The following is a 25,546-nucleotide window of genomic DNA, read 5'->3' as shown; positions in this document are numbered from 1 at the left end:
TAGCAGTTCGGAGCACGCGGACATGAACAATCTTGCCTACGAGACCCCTTCGGACAGTGGCGACACCTCGCAACAGGACATCGCCGCGATGCAGGCGTTGCGGCCGATCCCACGCATCTCGATCCAGGCATTTTGCGAGACCGAGGGTGTCGCCAATCCGGTCGAGCGCGCCGGTGAGGATCGCCGCATGGCGAAGGCACATCTGAAAGTGCATATGGGCGGCGTCGCCACCGCGATCGAATTCTACCAGTCGGCGCCGACACCGAACCTGATCCTGCTGGAATCGCGCAGCGAGCCGAAACAGTTGCTGGAGCAGCTCGCCCAGCTCTCGGAATACTGCGATCCGACGTCGAAGGTCGTGGTGATCGGCCACTACAATGACGTCGGCCTCTACCGCGAACTCATCCGCTCCGGCATCTCCGAATATGTCATCGCGCCGGTGTCGATGGCCGACATCGTCAGCGTGGTTTCATCGATCTTCGTCGATCCGGAAGCCGAGCCGATCGGTCGCTCGATCGCCTTCATCGGCGCCAAGGGCGGCGTCGGCTCCTCGACCATCGCCCACAATGTGGCCTGGGCGATGTCGTCGCTGTTCAAGTCCGAAGTGGTCGTCGCCGATCTCGACCTTGCTTTCGGAACGGCCAACATCAATTTCGATCAGGATCCGGCGCAAGGCATCGCCGAGGCGGTCTTTTCGCCCGAACGCGTCGATGAGGTCTATCTCGACCGGCTGCTTGCCCAGTGCGCCGAGCATCTGTCGCTGCTTGCCGCCCCCTCGACGCTCGAACGTGTCTACGATTTCGATCCGGACGCCTTTGCGCAGCTTATCGATACGGCCCAGCGCAGCGTGCCGCTCCTAGTGCTCGATGTCCCCCATGTCTGGACAGGCTGGACCAAGAACACGTTGATCAAGGCCGACGAGATCGTCATCACGGCGACGCCGGAACTGGCCAATCTGCGCAACACCAAAAATCTGGTCGACATGCTGAAACGGCTTCGCCCGAACGATCCGCCGCCGAAGCTGATCATCAATCAGGCAGGCATGCCAAAGCGCCCCGAGATTGCAACGTCGGACTTCGCCGAACCGCTCGGCATCACGCCGATGTCGGTCATTGGTTTTGACCCGCTGCTGTTTGGAAACGCGGCCAACAACGGGCGCATGCTCGGCGAGATGGACGCCAAGAGCCCGGTCGTCGGCATGATCAACGAAATCGCGCATGTGCTGACCGGGCGCAGCGAAATCAAGACGAAGAAAAAAGCAGGCCTCGGCAATTTCCTTGGCAAGCTCTCGCGCAACAAGAAATGACGCTCCTTAAGCGGAATTGGTAGTCGATCATGTTCGGTAAAAGAGGCAGCGACGACGGCAACCGGTTCACTCCGGAATTCCGTCAGCCGGCACCGGCACCGGCAGTGCCGGCGGCCGCAAATCCTGCGCAAACGGAGGTTCTTGCCCGGCCTGCGGCAACGCCTCAGTCTGGCGCGCCTGCTGCGCCGCCTGCCCGCCGCGCGGTCGAGGCGCCACCCTTGGCGCCGGAGCCGAAAAGGGCCCCGCGCGAAAAGAGCGAAACCTACTACGACACCAAAAGCCAGGTCTTCTCCGCACTCATCGACACCATCGACCTGTCGCAGCTCGCCAAGCTCGATCCCGAAAGCGCGCGCGAGGAAATCCGCGACATCGTCAACGACATCATCGCGATCAAGAATTTCGCGATGTCGATCGCCGAGCAGGAAGAATTGCTCGAGGACATCTGCAACGACGTGCTTGGCTACGGCCCGCTGGAGCCATTGCTGGCTCGCGACGACATTGCCGATATCATGGTCAACGGCTCCAAGAACGTCTACATCGAAGTCAACGGCAAGGTCGAACAGACCGGCATCCGGTTCCGCGACAATCAGCAGCTGCTCAACATCTGTCAGCGCATCGTCAGCCAGGTTGGCCGCCGCGTTGACGAATCAAGCCCCATCTGCGACGCGCGCCTTCCCGATGGTTCCCGCGTCAACGTCATTGCGCCGCCGCTCTCCATCGACGGCACCGCACTCACCATCCGCAAGTTCAAGAAGGACAAGCTGACGCTCGACCAGTTGGTCAAGTTCGGCGCCATCTCGCCGCAGGGCGCCGAGATTCTCAAGATCATCGGCCGTGTCCGCTGCAACATCGTCATCTCGGGCGGTACCGGTTCGGGCAAGACGACGCTGCTCAACTGCCTGACCAACTATATCGATCGCGAAGAACGCATCATCACCTGTGAAGACTCGGCCGAGTTGCAATTGCAGCAACCGCATGTCGTTCGTCTCGAAACCCGCCCGCCCAACCTCGAGGGCGAGGGCGAGGTGACCATGCGCGACCTGGTCAAGAACTGCCTGCGCATGCGGCCCGAGCGCATCATCGTCGGCGAAGTGCGCGGACCGGAAGTTTTCGACCTCCTGCAGGCGATGAACACCGGTCACGACGGCTCGATGGGAACGATTCACTCCAACAGCCCGCGCGAATGTCTGAACCGTATCGAGTCGATGATCGCGATGGGCGGCTACTCGCTGCCGCAGAAGACCGTGCGCGAGATCGTCGTCGGTTCCATCGACGTGATCATCCAGGCGGCACGCCTTCGCGATGGGTCGCGCCGTATCACCCACATCACCGAGGTGATCGGAATGGAAGGCGACGTCGTCATCACACAGGATATCGTGCTCTACAATATCAAGGGCGAGGACGCGAACGGCAGGCTGCTGGGCGAGCATGTGTCGACCGGCATCGGCCGCCCGCATTTCTGGGATCGCGCCCGCTACTATGGCGAGGAGCAGCGCCTCGCCACTGCGCTCGAGTCCATGGAGAAACGCGCTGACTGACGCATCTGCACGCGTGGGGGCTCTGATCAATGTTCGGAATTGACGGCACCGTATTGGCATTCATCGTGCTCGCCGGCTTCAGCGCCGGAGCGGTCGCCTATGCTTTTCTGTTCACCCGGATCAGCAATGAGAAGCAGGTCGGCAAGCGGCTCGAGACGATCAAGACCGCCGAGACCGATCGTTCCGTCGTCAAGGCTTCGCGCGATCGCGCCGCGGAAGCAGTCAAGCGGCGCAAATCCGTCCAGGATTCGCTGAAGGACCTCGACGAAAAGCAGAAAGCCAACGAACGCAACGTCAAGAAACCGCCGCTGAAGATCCAGATCCGTCAGGCCGGCATGCAGGTTTCCATGGAGCGCTTCTACATCTACTCCGTCGTCTGCGGCATCGTGCTCACGGCTCTTGCCTATTTTGCCGGTGCGCCGTTGCTGGTCTTGCCCGGTGCGCTGCTGGCCGGCGCCTTCGGCCTGCCACGCTGGTTCGTCTCGTTTCGCCGTGGTCGCCGGGTCAAGGCGTTCCTCAACGAATTTCCAAACGCCCTCGACATCATCGTGCGGGCGGTCAAATCCGGCCTGCCGCTGAACGACGCTGTCCGCCTCATCGCCAACGAATCTCCCGAGCCGGTCAAGACCGAGTTCCGCCGCATCGTCGATTCACAGCAGATGGGCCTGTCGATCCCCGATGCCACCTTGCGCATGGCCGAAACGATGCCGTGTTCCGAAGCAAGCTTCTTCGGCATCGTCATCCAGATCCAGTCTCAGGCCGGCGGCAATCTCTCCGAGGCGTTGGGCAATCTTTCGCGCGTGCTTCGCGACCGCAAGAAAATGAAGGCCAAGGTTCAGGCGCTGTCCATGGAAGCGAAGGCGTCGGCCGTCATCATCGGCGCACTGCCTTTCGTTGTCGCCCTTCTCGTCTACCTGTCGAGCCCGAACTACATCATGCCTCTGTTCACCACCTCCACCGGCAACCTGATCCTTGGCTGTTCCGGAGTCTGGATGTCGATCGGCATCCTGGTGATGCGCAAGATGATGAATTTCGATGTCTAGGATCCGTGCATGACCCCGAAAAGTGGAACCCGGTTTTCGGAAAAGATCATGCTCGAACAAGAAGATAAGAACCAATGACCGACCAAGTCGTCAAATCCCTAACCGACCCCGCCTTCCTGATCGCGTTGCTGGTCGGCATCGCGGTGTTTGCGACCGTCTTCACGGTTTTGCCGGCCCTTGGCGGCAATCAGCTCAAGACGCGCATGAAATCCGTGGCGCTTGAGCGTGACGAGTTGCGTGCACAACAGCGCGCGCGGCTTGCCGCCGACGCGGATCGACGCCGCAAGGGTCTGCGCGAGGAACAGTCGATCGGCATGCGCAACATCGTCGAACGGCTGGACCTGCGGCGTGCGCTGGCCGACGAAGGGACGTTGCAGAAGCTCAAGGTGGCGGGTTTTCGCGGACAGAATCCTTTGACGCGCTTCCTCTTCTTCCGCCTGGTCCTGCCCTTTGTCGGCTTTGCGCTGGCTGCCGTCTACCTGTTCGTGCTCGGCGGGCTGCCCGAGCAGCCGGGTTTCGTCAAGCTGTTCGTCTGTGTTCTCGTCGCCTATGGCGGCTTCTATGCGCCGATACTCTATGTCAACAATCGCGCCGCCAAGCGCAAGCAGTCGATCCAGATGGCGTGGCCGGATGCGCTCGACCTGATGCTGATCTGCGTTGAGTCGGGCATGTCGGTGGAAGCCGCACTCCGCAAGGTTGCCGACGAGATCGGCTCGCAATCGGTGGCGCTGGCGGAAGAATTCGTCCTCACCAATGCCGAGCTTTCCTATCTCCAGGAACGCAAGCAGGCCTACGAAAACCTAGCGAACCGCACCGGCCTGGAGTCGGTCAGGTCGGTAACCCAGGCGCTGGTCCAGGCCGAGCGCTACGGCACGCCGGTGGCGCACGCGCTGCGCGTGCTCGCCAGCGAAAGCCGAGACATGCGCATGAACGCGGCCGAGAAGAAGGCCGCGGCCTTGCCGCCGAAGCTGACCGTGCCGATGATCCTGTTCTTCCTGCCGGTGCTTTTCGCCATCATTCTGGGCCCCGCCGGCATCCAGGTAAGCGAGCGCGGCGTCTTCGGTGACTCGCCAAAATCCAGCAGCCAGTAGGCGCCCCGACATGCACCATATTAGTTTACGCAAAAAGCCGCGCTGCTGATGCACCGCGGCTTTTATATTTGTATATTTGCGGAATGTGCTTTGAATGCTGGCGGGCCTGGCTGGTTCGACGCAGAAGCGTCTCGCCCTCAGTTGGTCGCGGGCTTTGTCTTGTCCTGGTCTTTCAGCTGGCTCCAGGCATTCTGTTGCGCGAGCATCTGGCGAAGGTAGGCGACATTGGCTTGCGCCTGTTCGGGCGACAGCTCCTGCGAGGCGATCGTCTCGGCCTCGTCGAAGCGGCCCTGCAGGCCAACGACCAGCGCCAGGTTCTGGCGGACGCGGCTGTCGGCGTTAGGCTGCTCTGCGGCCGAGCGCATATAGGTTTCGGCCGTGCGCAGGTCGCCTTCCAGCACATAGGACATTCCGAGGTTGGAAAGGATAGAGGGTTCGTTCGGCTTGAGATCCAGCGCCTTGCGGTAATTCTGGCGCGCTTCGTCCTTTTGGCCGAGCTGATCGAGAATGGCGGCTTCCGCCGATACCAGTTTCCAGTCCGGATATTCCGGCGTCTGTGCGCGGCGCACGGCATCGAGTGCCGGCTCGAACTGGCCGTTGGCGGCGAGCGCCTTGCCATAGGCGGCGAGCACGTCGCGGTCCTTCGGAAGGGCGATCGCCAGCTTGCGCATAACGGCGAGCGACTGGTCGGCATCGCCATCCATCTGCAATGCCGCCGCGTAATTGGTCGCGATTCGCTTGTCGTCGGGTCTCTTGGCGTAGGATTCGCCGAGCGCTACCGTGGCGGTATGCAACTCGCCTGCCGACATGGTTTCCAACGGTCTGTTGTTGGTGCGTCCGATGGAGCCGGTGGTGAATTTGCTGGTGCCACAGCCGGCGACGCTGGCCGCAAGTGCCACCATCAACGCCGTGGTGACCAGCCGTTTTCCCGTGGCGTTCGTCCTGCGGTTGATCGGCATCGGCACTCGGGTCTCCATTCGTACGCGTGACCATTGCGTGGCCATCTTCCCTCACGCAGAAATATTCTGTTAACCCTAACGGACAGTTAAGAAACGCCGACTCAGTCCTCGGCCGGAGACATCGAATGCCCGTCGAACTCACGGAGAAGAAGTTGACGACCGCGCTGCCGGTCCATCTGGTCGCTAGCGACGGCCTGGATGCAGCCGGCCTCGCGCCATCATCGATCGCATGGGCCAGCGCCAATGGCTTCTCCGGCGAAGCCGGCAGAACGCTCGTCGTGCCGGGTGAAAATGGCGCTGTGGCTGGTGCGCTGTTCGGCATCGGCAATGGCGAAAGCGCGCTGGCCTTTGGCGCACTGGCCAGAGCTCTGCCAGAAGGCGACTGGCATTTCGCATCTGCACCGGCCGAGCCGGAACTGGCGGCCATCGCAGTGGCGCTCGGCGGTTATGTCTTCACCCGCTACGGCAAGAAGCCCGGCAAGGCGCTGCGCTTCGCACTGCCGCCCGGTGTCGATGTGGCTCGTGTTGACCGCATCGCCGATGGCGTTTTCCTGACCCGCGATCTGGTCAACACACCGACCAGCGACATGGGGCCGGACGAACTGGAGAAAGCTGTGCGGACCTTGGCCGTGGCGCGCAAGGCCGAAATGTCGGTGATCAAGGGCGATGACCTCCTCACACAGAATTTCCCGATGATCCATGCTGTCGGCCGTGCGTCGGTCGGCGCGCCGCGCCTGATCGACATGGCATGGGGACCGAAGGACGCGCCGAAGGTGACGCTGGTCGGCAAGGGCGTCTGCTTCGACACCGGCGGCCTCGACATCAAGCCGCCGTCGGGCATGCTGTTGATGAAGAAGGACATGGGCGGCGCCGCCAACGTATTGGGTCTGGCTTCCATGATCATGGCCGCCGGGTTGAAGGTGCGGCTGCGCGTGCTCATCCCTGCGGTCGAGAATTCGATTGCCGGCAACGCCTTCCGGCCCGGCGATGTGCTGACGAGCCGCAAAGGCATCACCGTCGAGATCGGCAACACCGACGCCGAGGGGCGATTGGTGCTGGCGGACGCTCTGGCGCTTGCCGACGATGAGGAGCCGCAGCTGCTGATTGACATGGCGACCTTGACGGGGGCCGCCCGCGTCGCGCTCGGCCCCGACCTTCCACCCTTCTACACTGGCGACGAAGCACTTGCGTCCGAGTTGGCGGTGGCTTCCGTCGCGGTCGAGGACCCGCTGTGGCGGATGCCTCTGTGGCGGCCCTATGACGCAAAACTGTTGTCGAAGATCGCCGACATCAACAACGTCACCACTGACGGTTTCGCCGGCTCGATCACCGCGGCGCTGTTCCTGAAGCGCTTCGTCGAGAAGACCACTGCCTGGGCGCATTTCGACATCTTCGCTTGGAACCCTTCCGATCGGCCGTATGGTCCCGCCGGTGGCGAGGCGCAGGGCATTCGCGCCTTGGAAAGGATCATCTCGAAGCGCTACGCCTGAGCCTTCGTGTATAGCGTTTGAAGTTCTCGTGACTGAAACGGAACCGAAACAATTTGCCGTCATGCTGGCCGCATGTCGATTTCCATGCGCCCGAGCCAGGCTATGCGACTGTGGCAGCAGGTGATGCTGTCGCAGGTGCGCGGCGGCGCGGCCGATCTCACCATGCGCCAGACGGCGATCCTGTTCACCATCTATCTAGATCCGCCGCCGCATACGGTGCGCGGGCTCGCCGCCCGGCTCAACGTCACCAAGCCGGTGATCACCCGCGCGCTCGACACGATGGGCGCGCTGAAGCTGGTGTCGCGCCACCGCGACGAGCTCGACAAACGGAACGTGCTGGTCAAGCGCACGGTCGAAGGCGCGCTCTTTGTCGAGCGCTTCGGCGATGGTATCATCGCCCGAGCCCACGAATTGCCAATCTGACCCCACCAATTGACCGAGTTGCCGATTTGACTGCCAGGGATGCCCGCCTCCACGCCTTCCGTTCCGATCTTGCCGATGCAAGGCTGAAGGGTGAGGTTGTGGCCGATCGTTTTGTCGCCGGCCGGCCGGCGCGGATTTCAGCGTCCGTGGCGGATGTCCGCAAGGCACCGCGACCCGATGCCGGCGTCAACACGCAGCTGCTGTTCGGCGACGACGTCCTCGTCTTCGAGGTTGCCGAAGGCTGGGCCTGGATCCAGGCCGAACGCGACGGCTATGTCGGCTATGTCGCCGATACCATGCTGGGCGGGCGGGACCATGCACCCACCCATATCGTCTCGGTGCCGCGCACCTTCCTTTACCCCGGTCCGGATTTGCGGTTCCCGGTGAGTGGACAGCTGTCGATAGGATCGATGGTGATGGTGACCGGTGCCGCCGAAACGCGGGGCACGCACTATGCGCTGCTGCCCTCTGGCGAAGCTCTAATCGCTGGCCATCTGCAACCGGTTGCAGAAACTGCCGCCGACTATGTCGCGGTGGCGGAGATGTTCCTCGGCACACCCTATCTCTGGGGCGGCGCCTCCGGCTTCGGTATCGACTGTTCCGGCCTGGTTCAATTGGCGATGCGCATGGCCAGCAGGGACGTGCTGCGCGATTCCGACATGCAGGCCGCGACTATTGGCGAGCCGCTCGACCCGGGGCCGGAGTTTTCCGGGCTGCGGCGCGGCGACCTGGTGTTCTGGAAAGGCCACGTCGCTGTCATGACCGACGCCGAGACGATGATCCACGCCAATGGCCACACCATGCTGGTGTCGCGCGAGGGGCTGAAGGACGCCGTCGCCCGCATCGGCTATCTCTATGGCGGCCCGACCGGGTTTCGGCGGCCGTAAACCTTTTCGATCACCTTTTGTTCCGATTCTGCTTGGCGATTGCGTGCCGTCGCGGTACCTCTGGCGGGTGACAGAGCAGCCGCGCCTTGCCGAACAGAATGCCACTGTGGCCCTGCCCGAACCATTCATCAAATGGTTTGGGGAAAAAGGCTGGTCGCCACGCGCCCATCAGATCGAATTGCTGGCAAGGGCTCAAGCCGGGCAGTCGGTGCTGCTGATCGCGCCCACCGGCGCCGGCAAGACGCTGGCCGGGTTCATGCCCTCGTTGACTGAACTGGCCGGTCGGCCAAAGCGAAAGCCCGGGCAGGCGCATCACGGCATCCACACGCTCTACATCTCGCCGCTGAAGGCGCTGGCCGTCGACATTGAGCGCAATCTCGGCAAGCCGGTGGAAGAGATCGGGCTGCCTGTTGCGATCGAAACGCGCACCGGCGACACGCCTTCGCACAAGCGCCAGCGGCAGAAGCTGGTGCCGCCCGACATCCTGCTGACCACACCCGAGCAACTGGCGCTGCTGATTGCAGCGCCCGACGCAAGGCGCTTCTTCGAGGATCTGCGCTACGTCGTGTTCGACGAATTGCATTCGCTGGTGATCTCGAAGCGTGGACATCTGCTGGCGCTGGGGCTGGCGCGGCTGCGCAGCATCGTCCCCGGCCTGCAGACGATTGGACTTTCCGCCACAGTGGCAGAACCCGACGAATTGCGGCGCTGGCTGGTCAGCCAGAACCCGCCGGGCACCATGGCCGGGTTGATCACCGTTACCGGCGGCGCCAAGCCCGATATCTCCATTCTCGATTCGCAGGAGCGTGTGCCGTGGTCGGGACATTCGGCGCGCTACGCCATTCCCGAAATCTATGAAGCGATCAAGCGCCATCGCACGACGCTGCTGTTCGTCAACACGCGCAGCCAGGCCGAACTGCTGTTCCAGGAACTGTGGCGGGCGAATGAGGACTCGCTGCCGATCGCGCTGCATCACGGCTCGCTCGATGTCGGCCAGCGTCGGCGGGTCGAAAAGGCAATGGGCGAGAATGCGCTGCGCGCCATCGTCGCCACCTCGACACTCGATCTCGGTATCGACTGGGGCGATGTCGATCTGGTCGTGCATGTCGGCGCGCCGAAGGGCGCCAGCCGGCTGGCGCAGCGCATCGGCCGCGCCAATCACCGCATGGACGAGCCGTCCAAGGCGATCCTGATTCCGGCCAACCGCTTCGAGGTGCTGGAATGCCGGGCAGCGCTCGATGCAAATTATCTTGGTGCGCAGGACACGCCGCCGCTGATCAACGGCGCGCTCGATGTGCTGTCGCAACACGTGCTGGGCGTCGCCTGTGGTGCGCCCTTCCAGGCCGATCTCCTGTTCGAGGAGGTGCGCAGTGCCGCGCCTTACGCCGGGCTGGAGCGGGAAACCTTCGACCGTGTCGTCGATTTCGTTGCCACCGGCGGTTACGCGCTGAAAAACTACGAGCGCTATGCCCGCATTAGAAAGACGAATGACGGGTTATGGCGCGTCTCGCATCCGCGCATTGCGCAGCAATACCGGCTGAACGTCGGCACCATCGTCGAGATGCCGGAGCTGAACGTACGCTATGTCAGGCAGGGGCGGGGTCTTGTCGGACGCGGCGGGCCGGTGCTCGGCAAGGTCGAGGAGTATTTTGCCGAAACACTGCGGCCCGGCGACAATTTCCTGTTCGCCGGCAAGGTGCTGCGCTTCGAGGGCATCCGCGAGAACGAATGCGTCGTCTCCAACGGCGCCGGCGCCAACATCATCGTACCGTCCTATGCCGGCGGCAAGTTTCCGCTGTCGACCTATCTGGCCGACCAGGTGCGCGGCATGCTGGCAGATTCCGACCGCTGGCAGGCGCTGCCGGAACAGGTCGCCGACTGGCTGCGCCTGCAGAAAGAAAAGTCGGTGCTGCCGAAGCGCGGCGATCTTCTGGTCGAGACGTTTCCACGCGGCAACCGGCACTACATGGTCGCCTACCCGTTCGAGGGCCGCCTCGCGCACCAGACGCTCGGCATGCTGCTGACGCGGCGGCTGGAGCGGGTAGACGCCCGGCCACTCGGCTTCGTCGCTACCGACTATTCGCTGGCCGTGTGGGCGCTGGACGACATGGCGGCGCTGTTCAAGGCGAAGAAGCCGTCGCTCAGCGCGTTATTCGATGAGGATATGCTTGGCGACGATCTCGAAGCCTGGCTGAACGACAGCTGGATGCTGAAGCGTACCTTCCGCACCTGCGCGGTGATCGCCGGGCTGATCGAGAAACGGTTTCCCGGACAGGAGAAGAGCGGCCGGCAGGTGACCGTGTCGGCCGACCTGATCTACGACGTGCTGCGCAGCCACGAGCCGGACCATATCCTGCTGCAGGCGACGCGCACGGATGCGTCGGCGGGACTGCTCGATGTCAGCAGACTTGCCGAGATGCTCTCGCGCATCCGCGGTCGAATCATGCATAAGCATCTCGAACAGATCTCGCCGCTGGCGGTGCCGATCATGCTGGAGATCGGCAAGGAATCGGTGAATGGTGGCGCCAACGAGTCGCTGTTAATGGAAGCCGCCGATCTGGTCGAGGAGGCGATGGGCCAAAGATGAGTCTGATTTCGCGATGAATTTTTCGCTGGCGCGCGCATCGCTGGTAGCCGAAGCCGAAATGGTCGGCATCGCCGGCGAGCGTGCCGTCTGCGATCCGCGCGGCGTCCTCTACTTTCCCGAGCTTCGGCTTCTGGCTGTGTCCGACCTGCATCTGGAAAAGGGTTCCTCGATCGCCAGGCGCGGCACGCTGATCCCGCCTTACGACACCGGCGCGACGTTGCTGCGGCTCCAGGCAGTGATTGCCGAATATCAGCCGGCCATCGTCATCAGCCTGGGTGACTCGTTTCATGATGGCGGCGGCGCCGAACGCATGCATTCGAGCTTCCGCGAGCGACTGCAAGCGCTGATGGCTGGCCGTGACTGGTTCTGGGTCGCCGGCAACCATGATCCGGAAGCGCCGGCCGATCTGCCCGGCGACACCGTGCGCGAACTGGCCATCGGCTCTCTGCTGTTTCGGCACGAGCCTTCGGCGGTGAGAGTGGAGGGCGAGGTCGCTGGCCATCTGCACCCTTGCGCCCGCATCGTCCAGCGCGGCCGCTCGGTGCGGCGGCGCTGCTTTGCCGGCGATGGCGGCCGCATGATCATGCCGGCCTTCGGCTCCTACACCGGCTCGCTCAATGTGCTCGACCGCGCCTATGACGGGCTGTTCCGTCTGGAAACGCTGATGGCCTACATGCTCGGCACTGAGCGCATTTTTGCGATATCACACTCGATGCTGCGGTCCGGCTGAGCAGTCCTATCTGCCGTAATAGAGAGTGACTGTGTGCTTCGCCTCTGCGAAGAACAGCCAGCGCTCGACCAGCATGCCGGCAAACTGGCCGATGGCGGCGAGGCCCGACAGCACCGTCGCATAAGGCCAAGGCAAAGCGAACGCGGCTATCAGCAGCGCGGCGGGCAGGGCGAAAGTCAGGATTTGTGTGATCTGGCGCAGCCTCGCGCTGTGCTTGCGCGCGATGCGAAAGCCCATTTCCTTGAGCAGATAGTTTTCCTCGGTATGCGGCCATTCCAGCGACTGCACCGAGCCGCCGGCCAGCCCGGTGGCGGTGTTGGCGGTTGTCGGGATCTCCAGCCTGTCATTGTATCGCCAGGTCGCCAGCTTCCAGCCCCAGCCGAACAGGGTCAGTAGCACGCAAGCTATCAGAAGGATGTTCGAGGCCATTCCAAAACCTTGCAGCAGCGCGTTCAAAAGTACGCTGCCGGTCATCACCGAAAAGATCAGATAGGCCGGCAGAGTGAAGCGGCTGTGCCACTGGGCGATCGGCTTTAGCGACGCATAGATCATCCCGGTCGTGCAGACGGTGACGACCGCGCCGATAGCGGCCAGCACCCCTGCAATGGCCACCCAGCCGTTGGTGCGGCCGAGCAGTACCCAGCCGATGGCAAACAGCCCCGCCGGAACGAAAGTGGCCACCGACGCAACGCCTTCGCGCGACAGCCAGGAGCTCCGCCATTGCGAAAAGGCGCGCCAGGCGCGCTCGGGTCGGCCGAGATGGCCGGCCGACGACAACAGGCCGGCCGAGATCAGCCCAAGCGCCAGCCCCATACCGACGAGCCCAAGCCAGAAATCTGGCGGGACGAACCCTTGTCCGGCGAGCACGCCAAGCAGCGCGAGCAGGCCGTAACCGGCGCCCGTGGCGGTGGTGAAAAAGACGACGGAGAAGGCTGGATGCATGAGGGCTGGTCAGTTCGAAAGCATGCGGTCGACCCAGCCAAGGAAGCCGCCTTCGGCCCGCACCGGCTCAAGCGCAGGTGCGGCCACCGATGCGGCGCGCGTGCTGTGGGCGCGCGGCGGCAAATATTTGTTGGTCGGACGATAGCCGAGTTCCGGCATCAGGTCGACGCCGCCGCGCTCGGCAACCAGTTGCGAGACCGCCGACAGGGGATCGCCGAGATCGCCGAAATGCCTGGCGCTGGTCGGGCAAGCGGCGACGCAGGCCGGCACGCGGTCTTCCTCGGCCAGATTGTCGTTGTAGATGCGGTCGACGCACAGCGTGCATTTCTTCATCACGCCGACATCGGTGTCGAACTCGCGAGCGCCATAGGGACAGGCCCAACTGCACAATTTGCAGCCGATGCACTTGTCCTCGTCGATCAGCACGATGCCGTCCGAGCTTCTCTTGTAGGAGGCGCCAGTCGGGCAGACGGTGACGCAGGCCGGCGTCTCGCAATGCAGACAGGAGCGCGGGAAATTGACCGTGCGCCCGCCCATCTCGGTCGTGTGTTCATAGCTGTGCACGCGGTTGAACCAGACGCCGTCGACATTGCCGCCATAGGGGTCGATGTCGGTCAGCGGCGCCATGTGGCCGCCGGTGTTCCATTCCTTGCAGGCGGTTACGCAGGCCTGGCAGCCGACGCAGGTGTCGAGGTCGATGACCAGGCCGAGCCTCTTGTCGGTATGAGCGGGGAGGCAGGTCATTGGGCTCTTTCCCGTTCAAGTCGGAACTCGGCGCCGAAACTGAGCTTGTCGGGCGAGGGGTCGACATGCGGCGGTTGCTGGAAGCGCTCGAACTGCGGTTCGGTGAAGCCGGCCTCCTCGGCTGCGCATTTGACGATGCGGACGCGCAGATCAAACCACGCCGCCTGTCCCGTGACAGGATCGGAATTCGAATAGCGCTTGCCATTTGCGTCGGCAGAAGTCTGGTCGCCGATGATGTGGTTGAGCAGGAAGCCGCGATTGCTCTCAGCGGCATCGTCCTTCAGCCCCCAGCTGCCGCGGCGCTTGCCGATGGCGTTCCAGGTCCACACCGTATCCGCGTTGACGCCGTCGACCAGCTTGATCTGTCCCTTGACCTTGCCGTTGATGCTCTCGATCCACACCCAGTCATCATCGATGAGCCCGAGGCCGGCGGCGGTCTGCTGATGCACGAACAGCCGGTTCTGGCTGGTGATTTGCCGCAGCCAGGCGTTCTGCGATCCCCAGGAATGGTACATGTGCATCGGCCGCTGGGTCAGCGCATGCAACGGATATTTCTGCAGGTCGACGCTGGCCTCCTCGAACGGCGTGTACCAGAACGGCAGCGGGTCCATATAGGTCGCGATTCGATCGCGCTCTGACTCCGGCGGCAGCACCTTTCCATGGCCGCGTGCGGCGAGGCGGAAGCGCTGGAGCGGCTCGGAGTAAAGCTGGAAGACGATCGGCTCGGCTTTCGGGATGAAGCCCATGCTCTCGGCGAAGTCGAGATAGGAACGGTTGGCCATCTTGTAGTAGCGCTGGTCGTCGGCAAAATCATGGTGCCAGAAGCCGCCATTGTCGATGTAGCGCTGCAGCTGGTCGGGATTGACCTCGCCTCGACCGATCGAGGTCCCGTCCTTGCCGCGCCAGCCGGCAAGCGGGCCGATGCCCGGCGTGCGCTCGTGGTTGACGATGTAGTCGGCATAGTCGCTGTATTTGGCCGCGCCGTCGTCGTTGACGAAACCGGGCAGTCCCAGCCGCGCGCCGAGCTCGATCAGCACCGACTGGAACGGCCTGACATCGCGGTCCGGCTCGACGACGGGATGGCGGATGGCATCGCCCGGCCCGTCGGCGTGGCTGATCGGCCGGTCGAGCAGGCTGATGCAGTCATGCCGTTCGAGATAGCTGGTGTCCGGCAGCACCAGATCGGCGAACGGCACGGTCTCGGAATAATAAGCGTCGGAATAGATGATGAAGGGGATCTTGTAGTTTCCGGCCTCGTCGGTGTCGGTCAGCATCGCCATCGTCTCGACGGTGTTCATCGACGAATTCCAGGCCATGTTGGACATGTACATCATGAGCGTGTCGATCTTGTAGGGATCGCCGGCCCAGGCGTTGCGGATCACCGTGTGCATCAGGCCGTGCGCGGCAAGCGGCGTGTCCCAGGAATAGGCCTTGTCGATACGAACAGGCGTGCCGGCATCATCGACCAGCAGATCTTCCGGCCCGCAGACGAAACCGAGCGGCATGCCTTCCAGCGGCGTCATCGGCTTGACGTTTCTGCCCGCGGGCCTCAGTTCCGGCGGCGCCGACCGGGGATAAGGCGGCTTGAAACGAAATCCGCCGGGAACGTCCACTGTCCCCAGCAGCACCTGAAGCAGGTGGATGGCACGGCAAGTGTGAAAACCGTTCGAATGGGCCGAGATGCCGCGCATGGCATGCATCGACACAGGCCGTCCCTTGATCGTCTCGTGCCGGCGACCGGCCCAGTCTGTCCATGCCACCGGCAGTTCGATCGTTTGTTCGAAGGCGACGTGAGCCAGTTCGGCAGCGATCCGGCGGATCGTGTCGGCTGAGACGCCACAGCGCCCGGCCACCGCATCGGGTGCATAACTCTCGTCCAGATAGCGGTCGGCGACGAGCTGGAACACCGGCACGCAGCGGCGGCCGTCGATGGTGAAGCTGCCGGTCAGCGCCGGTTTCGCGTTGGCATCGGCGGCGTTGATGGGCGTCTTGGCCGCCCGGTCCCAGGCCAGCGGATTGCCGTCGCCGTCGCGCGCAAACAACCCGTCGTCGGCAGCACCCGGCTCCTGGATGACCAGCACGTGCGCGTTGGTGTAGCGCAGCAAATAGTCGAGGTCGACGCGGCCGGCCTTCAGCAATTCATGGATGAGGGCAAACACGAACAGGCCGTCGGTGCCCGGCCTGATGCCGATCCAGTCGTCGGCGATAGCGTTGTAGCCGGTACGGCACGGATTGATCGAAACTACCTTGGCGCCGCGCGCCTTGAGTTTGCCCAGGCCGATCTTGATCGGATTGGAATCGTGGTCCTCGGCAACGCCGAACAGCATGAAGTATCTGGTGTTGTCCCAGTCGGGTTCGCCGAACTCCCAGAACGAGCCGCCGATCGTGTAGAGGCCGCCGGCGGCCATGTTGACCGAGCAGAAGCCGCCATGGGCGGCGAAATTCGGCGTGCCGAACTGGCTCGCCCACCAGCCGGTCAGCGATTGCGACTGGTCGCGCCCGGTAAAGAAGGCGAATTTCCTGGGATCGGTCCGTCGGATGTTCGACAGCCGGTGCGTCGCGATCGAGAAGGCTTCTTCCCACTCGATCTCACGGAACTCGCCCGAGCCGCGCGGACCGCTGCGCAAGAGAGGCTTCTTCAGCCGCGCCGGACTGTAATGCTGCATGATGCCGGCGCTGCCCTTGCCGCACAGCACACCGCGGTTGACCGGATGATCCTTGTTGCCGTTGATGTAGCGGACCTTGCCATCCTTGATATGGACGTCGATGCCGCAGCGGCAGGCGCACATGTAACAGGTGGTCTTGGCGATGCTGTCAGAGATGCTTGGCGAGGTGTCGACGCCGTCGCCTTCGTCAGGCGCGCGCGTGTCGGCAAGCGGCCCTTGGGACGGTGCGGAATTGGCGCCGCGCGGCGCTCCGTTGCTCATGATCTGGGGGCGCTTTTGCGGTCCGCGTTCTTGGCTCTCGTCTTGGGTCCGGGACCGCGCATATAGTGCTGCTCAGGGTGGTAACGTTCGCCAGCGACGCGCCGCTTCAGACTGCGCGTCCAATGTGCGAACAAAGACCTAAACCGCCCCATCATTTCTAACCTTCGCGACTCGCGCATGACCCCGAAAATCGGAATCGATTTTCGGAAAGGATCATGCGCCAATCAAATTTCTACAGCGTCCTTTGCGCGTCCAAGTGGACGCGCGGCGCTGTAGTGCGCGATTTTTTTCCAATTTCACGCAAGAACTTAGAACAAAGCAATCGATCTGTCTAACAAGTTGCTCTTGTAATTCCGATCGATTTTGCTTCTTAATTCGATATGACACTTGACCAGTTGCGCATCTTCGTCGCGGTCGCCGAGCGCGGGCATATGACCAAGGCGGCCGAGTTGCTGGGTATTTCCCAGTCGGCGGCTTCGGCCGCCATCCGCTCACTTGAACAGCAGCACGGCGTCAAGCTGTTCAACCGGGTCGGCCGCAACATCGAGCTGGCCCAGACCGGGCTCAGGTTCCTGCCCGAGGCCAAGGCCGTCCTCGAACGGGCGGCGGCTGCCAACAATGTGCTGGAACATGTCTCGCAGACGATATCAGGCAGCCTTTCGATCGCCGCCAGCCAGACGATCGCCAGCTACTGGCTGCCACGCCGGCTGGCCACCTTCCACGAAGCTTATCCCGCCGTCAGGCTGAGCGTCACCATCGGTAACACCAGGCAGGTAGAGACCAATGTCCTCGATGGCACGGCGGACTTCGGCCTGGTCGAGGGGCGCACAGAATCCGACATCCTCCGGCGCGCCAAAGTCGACGTCGATCGCATGATGCTGGTCGTGGCGCGTTCGCATCCACACTTCGCCGAAGTCGCGCGCGGGCGTCCCGATATCAGGGGGCTACGCTGGATCATCCGCGAAGCTGGCTCGGGCACGCGCGAGGTGCTGGAGGATGTTGCAAGCCGCGAGGGGATTTCGTTCGCCGAGCTGCAGATTTTCCTGGTGCTGCCGAGCAATGAGGCCATTCGCCAGGCGGTCGAGGCCGGCGCCGGCGCCACGATCATTTCGGAGCTCGTCGTCGCGCGCGCGGTTGCCGAGGGCAGCCTGCGATCGGTACCGATCGACCTGCCGAAGAGGGATTTCGCCATGATCACGCATCGCGACCGGCAGGCGAGCCTGGCACAGATGGCGCTCAAGGCGCATCTGGGGGCGAAGCTGCCGGAGTAGGAAGACTCAGCCGAACTTCCGCTGTGCGTCCAGCGCCAGCCCAAGTCCTACCGAGCCGAACATGTCGCCTTCGATGACGGACGCCTGCGGCAGCAGCCCCAGGATCTGCTGCCGGGCCAGTGGTATTGCCGTCGATCCGCCGGTCAGGAACACCGCCGTGATCTCTGCGGGCTTCACTTGAGCATCCCGAATGGTCTGCGCGACCGTGGCGGTGACCCGCTCGATGTCCCTCGCGATCGTGGCCTCGAGTCCGCCGCGGGTAATTTCAGCCGCGAACTCCACCCCAGGCAGAGCAACCGCGACATGCGCGGACAGTTGATCCGTCAGCTCGATCTTGGCCCTTTCGACCAGAGCGGCCAGCGCGTGGCCATAACGATGTTCGACAATGTGGATGAAGCGGTCGACCAGGTCGGCGCGTTCCGCCTCGTAGCGGATCTGGCGCAGATGCGTCATCGCTTTGGCGGTGTAGACCAGGTTGATGCGCTGCCATGTCGCCAGGTCGATGAAATAGCTGGCCGGCAAATTGCGCTTGCCGTCCTTTGTCGGCGAGAGATAGCCGAGTTGCGGCATCACATGGGCGATGCTCAGCAGCCGGTCGAAGTCGGTGCCGCCGATGTGGATGCCGCGGCTGGCCAGGATGTCATCCTTGCGGTCGAGGGCGCGCGCGCGTTGCGGCGAGACCCGCACGACCGAGAAGTCTGACGTGCCGCCGCCCATGTCGACGATCAACGCCAGTTCTTCGCGCGTAACCTTCTGCTCGTAGTCGAGTGCAGCCGCGATCGGTTCGAACTGGAAAGCGATATGTTTGAAACCCTGGGCGCGTGCTGCGGTTTCGAGCTCACCCTGGGCCTTTGCGTCGGCCTCGGCATCGTCGTCGACAAACTGCACGGGACGGCCGAGCACGACGCTCTCGACTGTGTCATGGGCGTGCTCGTCCAGCCTCTTCTTCAGATGGCCGACGAACAGGCCGACGATCTCCATGAAGCCGATCGAGCGAGATTTGATGCGCGTCTTTTCATGGGCGAGCGAACTGCCGAGCACGCTCTTCAGCGAGCGCATCAGGCGGCCTTCGATGCTGTCGGTGTAGTTGGCGATGGCGCCACGCCCGAAATAGGTGCGGTTGTCCTCGAAGTTGAAGAACACCGCACTGGGCAGTGTCACCTGGCCGTCTTCCAGCGCCACAAGCCGCGGCTGGCCGTTGCTGACCACACCGACGGTGGAATTTGACGTGCCGAAGTCGATACCGCCGAATGCTGGTCGCATCGCAGGGTTCCTGTAATTGTCTTTGGGGAGCGGCAGCTCATGTCCGGCCAGCCCGGGGAGAGCGCGGTCTAACGCATGACCCTTGAAAGGGAAACCACCTTTCGGAAAAAGCTGGTCCTAATCTCGTCTGAAGATCAGCCTTCCGAGCCAACCAGTCAGCATGGCCAGCGATACGGCAAAGACGCCGTAGAGAAATGAATAGTCGTGCGCGGCACGGAAGATCGACTGTTCGAAACCGGACTTGCGGATTTCGAGCTGGGCGGAGCTTTCCTTGATGAACAAACCACTCTTGAACAGGAAGGCGCGAGCCTTGTGGGTGCCGACCGGAACGTTGGGGGCGAGCCTGACCGTGGCGCGGAACAGGTTCTGCGACAGGAACTGCACGCCGCCGACATTCTCGCTGTAGAGGCCGGTTGCCGACTTGCGCTCGCGCAGTGCTGTGGTGAATTCCGCGATCGTCGCCGGGCTGTCGCCGGCGTCGGCCGGCTTCATGTAGAGGTTGGAGGCGCCGAGCGACAGTTGCTTGTAGCTGTTCGGTTCGGTGATGTCCTGGAGCGGCCGCGTCGTCGCCACGGAATAGGACATCGGTACGTTCTCGAAGGTCTCCGACTCCAGGTTGACCCAGATGCCGAGCACCCGGTCCTTGCGACGCACGACAACCGGCCGGGCCGGGCCTTCGAGCACGACGATGACATCATAGCGTCCCTGGCGTGCGACCAGCGGGTCGGCGTTTTCCAGCGAGCCGAAGATGGTGAGGTCGGCGCCGGAGAAGTCGGCGGTGATCGACACGGCGTCGGTAGACAGGCCGATCTGGATGCTTTCCATCGGCGTCTGCGCTTGCCCCGGCGACCCCGCGGCGAGAAGCGACAGGAAAGCAGCGGCCACGAACGTCCTCAGCTCCGCCATCAGTTCAGGCCCACGCCGGACAGCGAATAGAGGTTGGGCGGTGTGACGAAGAGATCGATGGCAAGCCGGATGGCAACCGCCAGCACCAGCAACGCCAGCAGCGCCCTGAGCTGTTCGCCGCGCAACTTCTGCCCGGCCTTGGCGCCATATTGCGCGCCTGCGACGCCGCCTGCCATCAACAGGAAGGCGAGCATGACGTCGACCGTCTGGTTGGTCGTGGAGTGGACCAGCGTGGTATAGGCCGAGGTGAAGATGATCTGGAACAGCGAGGTGCCTATGACGACGTTGGTCGGCACTTTCAGGAGGTAGATCAGCGCCGGCACCATGATGAAGCCGCCGCCGACGCCCATGATCGACGACAGGAAGCCGATGCCGGCGCCCAGGCCAAGCACCGGGATGACGCTGACGAACAGCTTCGACGCCCTGAAGCGCATCTTCAGCGGCAGCCGGTGGATCCAGTTGTGCTGGCCGGACTTCTTCAGCACGGGTGCAGCACCGCTGCGGGTGGCGCGCAGCGCATTGACGCTCTCGACCAGCATCAGCCCGCCGACAGTGCCGAGCAGCACGACATAGAGCAGCGAGATGAACAGGTCGAGCTGGCCCAGCCGGCGCAGGAAGGCGAAGACAAAGATGCCGCCGGTGGAACCGACAATGCCGCCGGCCAGCAGCACGCCACCGAGCTTGAAGTCGAGCGTGCCGCGCTTCATGTGCGACAGGGCCCCGGAGAAGGAGGAGGCGATGACCTGATTGGCGCCAGTGGCGACCGCGATCGCCGGCGGGATGTTGTAGAAGATCAGCAGCGGCGTGATGAGAAAGCCGCCCCCCACTCCGAACATGCCCGACAGAAATCCCACCGCCGCGCCCATGGCCAGCAGCACGAAGACGTTGACGGAAAGTTCCGCGATCGGGAGATAGATGCCCACCCGTCAGTCTCGATCAGTTTTGCCCCAGGCGAATGCAACCGTTGCGGGCATTTTGCGCCGAAAAGCTGTCTCGTTCTTGCGCCGGCAAGGCGGCGAAGTCAAACCGCGCCGCGTCGCCGAAACAAAAAACATCTCAATCAGTTAACAGGCAAATGTGTGGCGGTGGCGTCGCGGAAGCGACGCATCTGCCGTTATTTGCGCGCCAACAGCGCCTTGATCAGCTTTTCGTCGACCAGCCCCGTTGCCGTCATCTTGTTGTCGGTCTGGAAAGCCATGATCGCGTCTTTGGTCTTCTGACCCATCACGCCGTCGGCGCCACCGGCCTCATAGCCGTTCTTGTTGAGGATGAGCTGGATGTTCTTGACGGCCTTCTTCATGTCGACGCTGGCGGTCGTCTGCGGCGTGCCTTCCTGCCATGATTCAGGGATGTCGGCCGAATTCGCCGCCGGCTCGAGCGCCTTGGCCTTCCACAGCTCGGTGGCGGCGCGCGCGCGCTCCAGCTGCTCGGGCCTGAGCGCATTGGCGATCTCGTCGCGCTTGGCCGCCGCGTCCTTGTCGCCGGTCTTGGCGACGAGCGCGAACCATTTGTAGGATTCCTCGAGGTTCTGCTTCATGCCGACGCCCTTTGCCGCCAGGATGCCCAGATTGAACTGGCTGTCCTTGACGCCGAGGTCGGCTGCTGCCTGGAACCAGTGCGCCGCCGATTCATTGTCGGTCACACCGTCCGCCGCCATGGCGAAGAGCACGGCGAGGTTGTGCATGGCGCTGGCGTTGCCTTGCTCGGCAGCGAGCTGGTACCAGGTCTTCGACTTCTTGACGTCGCGGGCGACACCGATGCCCTTCTCGTAGAAATTGCCGATACGGTACTCGGCCGGTGCAAAGCCAAGCTCGGCTGATTTCTCGTACCATTTGGCCGCCGCCGCCAGGTCTTCCTTGACCCCGCGCGATTCGGCGTAGCGCGAACCGATCTCGAACAGCGCCTTGGCGTCGCCGCCGGCAGCCGCATCACGCAAGGCGGCGGGGCCGGCATCGGCCGGGATGTCGATCTTGGCGGCGGTTGCCGCCGTTGAAGCATCGGCAGGCGGGACTGCGCCGGTCGTATCCTGGGAGGGCGCGGCTGGTGCGGTGGCCATAGGCTGAGCGCCAGCATCTGACGCCGCCGGTTCAGCAGCATCCGGGATGGATGCGGCCATCGCGTCCGTTGCCGGCGCCGCCGGCTCAGGAAACGGTGCCGAAGCCGGCGCAGCCACATTGTCCATCGGTGCTTCGATGTTGGATGGCATGGCTGAGGCAATTTGCGCCGGCATCTCGTCCTTGGCTGCCGGTTCGGAGGGTTCTGCTTGCCTGACGACACGGGCCGGCGCGTCTTGCGCCGCAACTGGCGTCTCTGCCTTCGGCTGGCTTGTGGCACTGACCGCAGCCGTTTCCATCGGTTGTGCGGCAACGATCGGCGCCGCATTGTGGCTGGCCATTTCAACAGGGTCGGTGAAGAAAGCCTTGCCAAGTTGCAGGCCGGCAAGGGCGAGCATGATTGCGATGGCCCCCATCAGGATCGGCTTGCGCCGAGCCTTGAGCAGGTCGCCGATCCTCAGCGCCTTCACCGGGCCGCTCATCGTCGACTGGCGTTTCAGGGCTTCGGCCTCTGCCGCTGCCGCCTGCGCCGCCCGCCTGGCTGCGGCAATGAAGTCGGACTTCGACGCATCGGTATCGCTGTGCCGGACCGGCTGGCCGCGTTCGTCGCGCACGCGTTTCATGATTGCGTTGAGGTCCGGTGCGCCCGAACCGGGTTCCAGCGGCCGGTTGGCGAGCTTCGGGTCGAGCGGCTCGTCGAGATCGACGCTCGGTATGTCGACGTTCGGCGCCGAGCCGGCAAGTGGCGGGGTGTCTGCTTCCTTCTTGCCCTTGAAGGCGCGCGCCAGTCCACCGAACAGCGATTTCTTGCTGCCGGGCTGCCCGCTTTTCTGCCGGGTGGTGTCCGAACCAAGCGCCGCCATGGCGGCAGCGGCGGCAGCTTCGGCCGGTGTGCGCGTGCCCGGTTCGCCAAGCGAGCCCAGGTCGCCACGCGTACCCAGGTTGCTGCGCATACCCAGGTCGCTGCGCGTGTCGAGATCGCCATGCGTATCCAGGTCGCCATGCGTACCCGGGTCATGAGAACCGGGCTCGTTGCGCATGATCGCGGCGACGCGGTCGTCGAGATCGGCCATGTCTCCCGTCAGCGGCAGCGGCTGGTCGATATCCATCGAAGGCGCATCCTGCACCGCGATTTTGGCGGCGCGTGCGGCGCGCGCCGTCCGCGCGCGCGCCGGCTCGGCCGGCTGCGTGTCCAAGAGTTCGCTCACGGCCTCCATCGGCTCGCTGGTTTCCAGCGAACCCAGGCGGTCGACGATCTTGAGCAGCGTGTCGTGGATGGCCTCGAACGTCCGCGAATTGCGTTCGTCGGAACGGCGGGTCAGGGATTCGAGCGTCTTCAAATCCTGGGCGAGGCCGGAAACAGCCGCCGTGTTGGCGCTGGAGCCGGCCAGCGAACGCACGGCACTCTCGGCCGCCTCGCGCGCAGCACCCATGATGGAATCGCGAGTTCCGGCCAGCGACTTCTCGATTTCGTTGAGGCGCGGGCTGATGTCCTCGAACTCCGGCAGCGGCGTGCCGGGCTTGGACAGATGGTCCGACAGGCCGGCGACCTGCGCCTCTAGGCTGCGGATCAGCGCCGGGTCGATGCCGGCGACTTGCGCCGCCGACGATTCCAGCCGGCTTGATATGTCTTCGAGCCGGCTTTCCAGGCCGCGGATCGCGGCTTCGTTGGCCGGGTCGGGCACGCGCGTTTCCATACGCTGGGCCAGCGCCGTGAAGCGGGCGTCGATGGCGTCCATGATGACGGCGCCGTCGACCTGCGGCACACGCTGGTCAAGCCTGTCGGCAACCTCGTCCAGTCGCCGTTCGAGATCGCGAAACAGCATGTTGCCCTGTTCGAGAGCATCGCCCTGGCGGTGTTCCATCATGCCGGACAGCACGTCGAAGCGCTGTTCCAGCCCCTGGAAAATGTAATCCGCGTCCGGCATGGCCGGGCCGCGGTCGATCTTGTCGGCGATCAAGGCGATCTGCTTGCCGAGGCGCTCCATCGCCTGTTCCGGCAGATTGGCCCGGCCGGCGAGATCGTCGACCCGGTTCGACAATATGTTGAGGCGGTCGATGACTTCGTGGCTCGGGTGTTCCTGCGTGACCTCCTCGATCTGCTGGGCAAGCGAAGCGATCCGCTTCTCGATGCGCTCGAAAGGCTCGGGGTCGAACGCATTGGCCTGCGCGGCGATGGTCGAGGCGACGATGGCACGGGAAATCTCGTCAAGCCGCTCGTCGATCATGCCGAACGTGTCGCTGCCGCGATTGTCCTGCTGGCTGGTGAAATGATCGACCGCGCCGGCAAGCGTGCGGACCTTTTCCTCGAGCGAACGCAGCTGCAGCGATTCAGGCAAATTGTTGACGGCATTGCTGATCTGTTCCAGCCGGTCGGTAAGCATCGACAGGCCGGGGGCATCCGATCGTTTGCGCTGATCGGCATCGACACGGTCTTCGAAAGCGCTCCAGCGGCGGTCGAAATCGTCCCAGCGGCGGTCGACCGCCTGCACGCTTTCTTCGCGCGCCAGCGTATCGAGCGCGACCTTGACCTGTTCCACCTCGAGCCGCAGCATGTTGACGCTTCTGTCATCGCTCTTTTCGGCCAGTGTCTGGATGGCGCCGGAAAGCCGCTCGAACTCGACGCCGAGTTCTGCGCTGCCCTTGCCCGGCTGGCCGCCCGATTGGCTGCTTGCCTGGAAGGCCCGCTCGATGTCCTTGCGCAGCGCGTCGAATTCGCGCTGCAAGCCGACGGTCATCTGGTGACGCAGTTCCTCACGCAGGCCGCGCAGCTCGCCGGCGATCTTGCCGACCACGGCGACGCTGTCTTCCTGGCCGCGCACGCGGTCGATGTCTCGGGCGATCGTCTGATATTTGTGGTCGAAGGCGGGTGCTGCCGGCGCCGGGCTCTTCGACCGCTGCGCGGGATGCGGATCCTCGTACCAGCGCGGCTGGTCGTAGGGCTGGGCGCTGGCGTAGCGCGGTTCCGCACCCGGTCGGCGCGGATCGGGGCGCTGCGCCCTTTCTTCGCGGGTCCGTTCCAGCCGCTGCTCCAGCGTTTCCAGGGAACGGTTCAGCTCGTCAAGCGTGGTCTGAGGCCTGCGCTGCCGGCCGGCGTTGAGTGTATCGAGATAGGACCGCTTGCTGTTCATCGATGCGCCCGTTTTTCAGAATTGCTGGTTTGCAACCAGTTTTCCCCAAAAGTCCCTGCCGGGCACGAGGCGACCGCGCTGTTCTGCTACGGTGAAAGACGAGCTTCCCGGGGCCTTACCCGCGCTCCGAAAAACCGTGAAAAATTCGATACAGGATAAACACGGGTAACCGACATGCGCACATTTCGCCCAACGTGGTAAACAACGCGTTAACCAAGCTTAAGAAATTGCAACGGTGTTGGCAGGTGCGGCAT

The 25,546-nt window shown here is 63.6% G+C and carries 18 protein-coding genes; 10 read left to right on the top strand and 8 right to left on the bottom strand.

Going from position 1 to position 25,546, the window contains the following annotated elements:
* Positions 1-22: 22 nt before the first annotated feature.
* From LHFGNBLO_RS04845 to LHFGNBLO_RS04830, 4 genes are all read left to right on the top strand, one after another.
* Positions 23-1,306 carry an AAA family ATPase gene (locus tag LHFGNBLO_RS04845; RefSeq protein WP_258604833.1) on the top strand — a complete coding sequence of 428 codons (1,284 nt, stop codon included), beginning with the start codon at positions 23-25 and terminating at the stop codon, positions 1,304-1,306.
* A 29-nt stretch (positions 1,307-1,335) separates the two neighbouring features.
* The gene (locus LHFGNBLO_RS04840) at positions 1,336-2,844 is read left to right on the top strand and encodes a CpaF family protein (RefSeq protein ID WP_258604831.1); all 1,509 of its coding nucleotides are present in this window, start codon (positions 1,336-1,338) and stop codon (positions 2,842-2,844) included.
* Positions 2,845-2,873: 29 nt separating this feature from the next.
* Positions 2,874-3,887, top strand: a complete 1,014-nt coding sequence (locus LHFGNBLO_RS04835) for a type II secretion system F family protein (protein ID WP_258604829.1) — start codon at positions 2,874-2,876, stop codon at positions 3,885-3,887.
* Positions 3,888-3,961: 74 nt separating this feature from the next.
* Positions 3,962-4,978: a type II secretion system F family protein gene (locus LHFGNBLO_RS04830; protein ID WP_258604828.1), complete on the top strand. Its 1,017-nt coding sequence runs from the start codon at positions 3,962-3,964 to the stop codon at positions 4,976-4,978.
* A gap of 137 nt (positions 4,979-5,115) precedes the next feature.
* Here LHFGNBLO_RS04830 and LHFGNBLO_RS04825 read toward each other — a convergent pair whose 3' ends face one another.
* On the bottom strand, positions 5,116-5,937 hold the full coding sequence (locus LHFGNBLO_RS04825; RefSeq protein WP_258610043.1) for a tetratricopeptide repeat protein: 822 nt from the start codon (positions 5,935-5,937) through the stop codon (positions 5,116-5,118).
* A gap of 125 nt (positions 5,938-6,062) precedes the next feature.
* On the opposite strand from LHFGNBLO_RS04825, the gene LHFGNBLO_RS04820 reads away from it, so the two are divergent.
* The 5 genes from LHFGNBLO_RS04820 (at position 6,063) to pdeM (ending at position 12,054) form a co-directional block, all read left to right on the top strand.
* The gene (locus tag LHFGNBLO_RS04820; protein WP_258604826.1) at positions 6,063-7,427 is read left to right on the top strand and encodes a leucyl aminopeptidase family protein; all 1,365 of its coding nucleotides are present in this window, start codon (positions 6,063-6,065) and stop codon (positions 7,425-7,427) included.
* 72 nt (positions 7,428-7,499) lie between these two features.
* Complete coding sequence (locus LHFGNBLO_RS04815) at positions 7,500-7,850, top strand: MarR family winged helix-turn-helix transcriptional regulator (protein WP_258604824.1); 351 nt, start codon at positions 7,500-7,502, stop codon at positions 7,848-7,850.
* A gap of 26 nt (positions 7,851-7,876) precedes the next feature.
* Positions 7,877-8,737 (top strand): C40 family peptidase, encoded by an 861-nt coding sequence (locus tag LHFGNBLO_RS04810; protein WP_258604822.1) that lies wholly within the window; start codon positions 7,877-7,879, stop codon positions 8,735-8,737.
* A gap of 67 nt (positions 8,738-8,804) precedes the next feature.
* On the top strand, positions 8,805-11,324 hold the full coding sequence (locus LHFGNBLO_RS04805; protein WP_258610042.1) for a ligase-associated DNA damage response DEXH box helicase: 2,520 nt from the start codon (positions 8,805-8,807) through the stop codon (positions 11,322-11,324).
* Between the two features lie 13 nt (positions 11,325-11,337).
* On the top strand, positions 11,338-12,054 hold the full coding sequence (gene pdeM, locus LHFGNBLO_RS04800; protein ID WP_258604820.1) for a ligase-associated DNA damage response endonuclease PdeM: 717 nt from the start codon (positions 11,338-11,340) through the stop codon (positions 12,052-12,054).
* Between the two features lie 6 nt (positions 12,055-12,060).
* On the opposite strand, the gene LHFGNBLO_RS04795 is transcribed toward pdeM, so the two are convergent.
* The 3 genes from LHFGNBLO_RS04795 to LHFGNBLO_RS04785 are packed head-to-tail and all read right to left on the bottom strand — an operon-like array spanning position 12,061 to position 16,667.
* Positions 12,061-12,996 (bottom strand): dimethyl sulfoxide reductase anchor subunit family protein, encoded by a 936-nt coding sequence (locus LHFGNBLO_RS04795; protein ID WP_258604818.1) that lies wholly within the window; start codon positions 12,994-12,996, stop codon positions 12,061-12,063.
* A gap of 9 nt (positions 12,997-13,005) precedes the next feature.
* The gene (locus tag LHFGNBLO_RS04790) at positions 13,006-13,740 is read right to left on the bottom strand and encodes a 4Fe-4S dicluster domain-containing protein (RefSeq protein WP_258604816.1); all 735 of its coding nucleotides are present in this window, start codon (positions 13,738-13,740) and stop codon (positions 13,006-13,008) included.
* On the bottom strand, positions 13,737-16,667 hold the full coding sequence (locus LHFGNBLO_RS04785; RefSeq protein WP_258604815.1) for a molybdopterin oxidoreductase family protein: 2,931 nt from the start codon (positions 16,665-16,667) through the stop codon (positions 13,737-13,739). The genes LHFGNBLO_RS04790 and LHFGNBLO_RS04785 overlap by 4 nt, the downstream gene beginning before the upstream one ends.
* Positions 16,668-17,047: 380 nt before the next feature.
* Between LHFGNBLO_RS04785 and LHFGNBLO_RS04780 the strand changes: the two genes are divergently transcribed.
* Positions 17,048-17,938: a LysR family transcriptional regulator gene (locus LHFGNBLO_RS04780; protein ID WP_258604814.1), complete on the top strand. Its 891-nt coding sequence runs from the start codon at positions 17,048-17,050 to the stop codon at positions 17,936-17,938.
* A 6-nt stretch (positions 17,939-17,944) separates the two neighbouring features.
* Here the strand turns inward: LHFGNBLO_RS04780 and LHFGNBLO_RS04775 are convergent, their stop codons facing one another.
* The 4 genes from LHFGNBLO_RS04775 to LHFGNBLO_RS04760 all read right to left on the bottom strand — a co-directional run bounded on the left by LHFGNBLO_RS04775 (position 17,945) and on the right by LHFGNBLO_RS04760 (position 25,292).
* Complete coding sequence (locus tag LHFGNBLO_RS04775) at positions 17,945-19,201, bottom strand: Hsp70 family protein (RefSeq protein WP_258604813.1); 1,257 nt, start codon at positions 19,199-19,201, stop codon at positions 17,945-17,947.
* Between the two features lie 117 nt (positions 19,202-19,318).
* Positions 19,319-20,107, bottom strand: coding sequence for a TIGR02186 family protein (locus LHFGNBLO_RS04770; protein ID WP_258604811.1), 789 nt, complete (start codon positions 20,105-20,107; stop codon positions 19,319-19,321).
* Positions 20,107-21,030 carry a sulfite exporter TauE/SafE family protein gene (locus LHFGNBLO_RS04765; protein WP_258604809.1) on the bottom strand — a complete coding sequence of 308 codons (924 nt, stop codon included), beginning with the start codon at positions 21,028-21,030 and terminating at the stop codon, positions 20,107-20,109. The genes LHFGNBLO_RS04770 and LHFGNBLO_RS04765 overlap by 1 nt, the downstream gene beginning before the upstream one ends.
* A 191-nt stretch (positions 21,031-21,221) precedes the next feature.
* A complete protein-coding gene (locus LHFGNBLO_RS04760; RefSeq protein WP_258604807.1) occupies positions 21,222-25,292 on the bottom strand; it encodes a peptidoglycan-binding protein in 4,071 nt (1,356 codons plus the stop codon).
* Positions 25,293-25,546: the final 254 nt, after the last annotated feature.

This window comes from Mesorhizobium sp. AR10, from assembly GCF_024746795.1.
GTDB lineage: Bacteria > Pseudomonadota > Alphaproteobacteria > Rhizobiales > Rhizobiaceae > Mesorhizobium.
The sequence above is the reverse complement of the archived record's forward strand: the minus strand, read 5'-3'. Positions and strand labels throughout refer to the sequence as shown.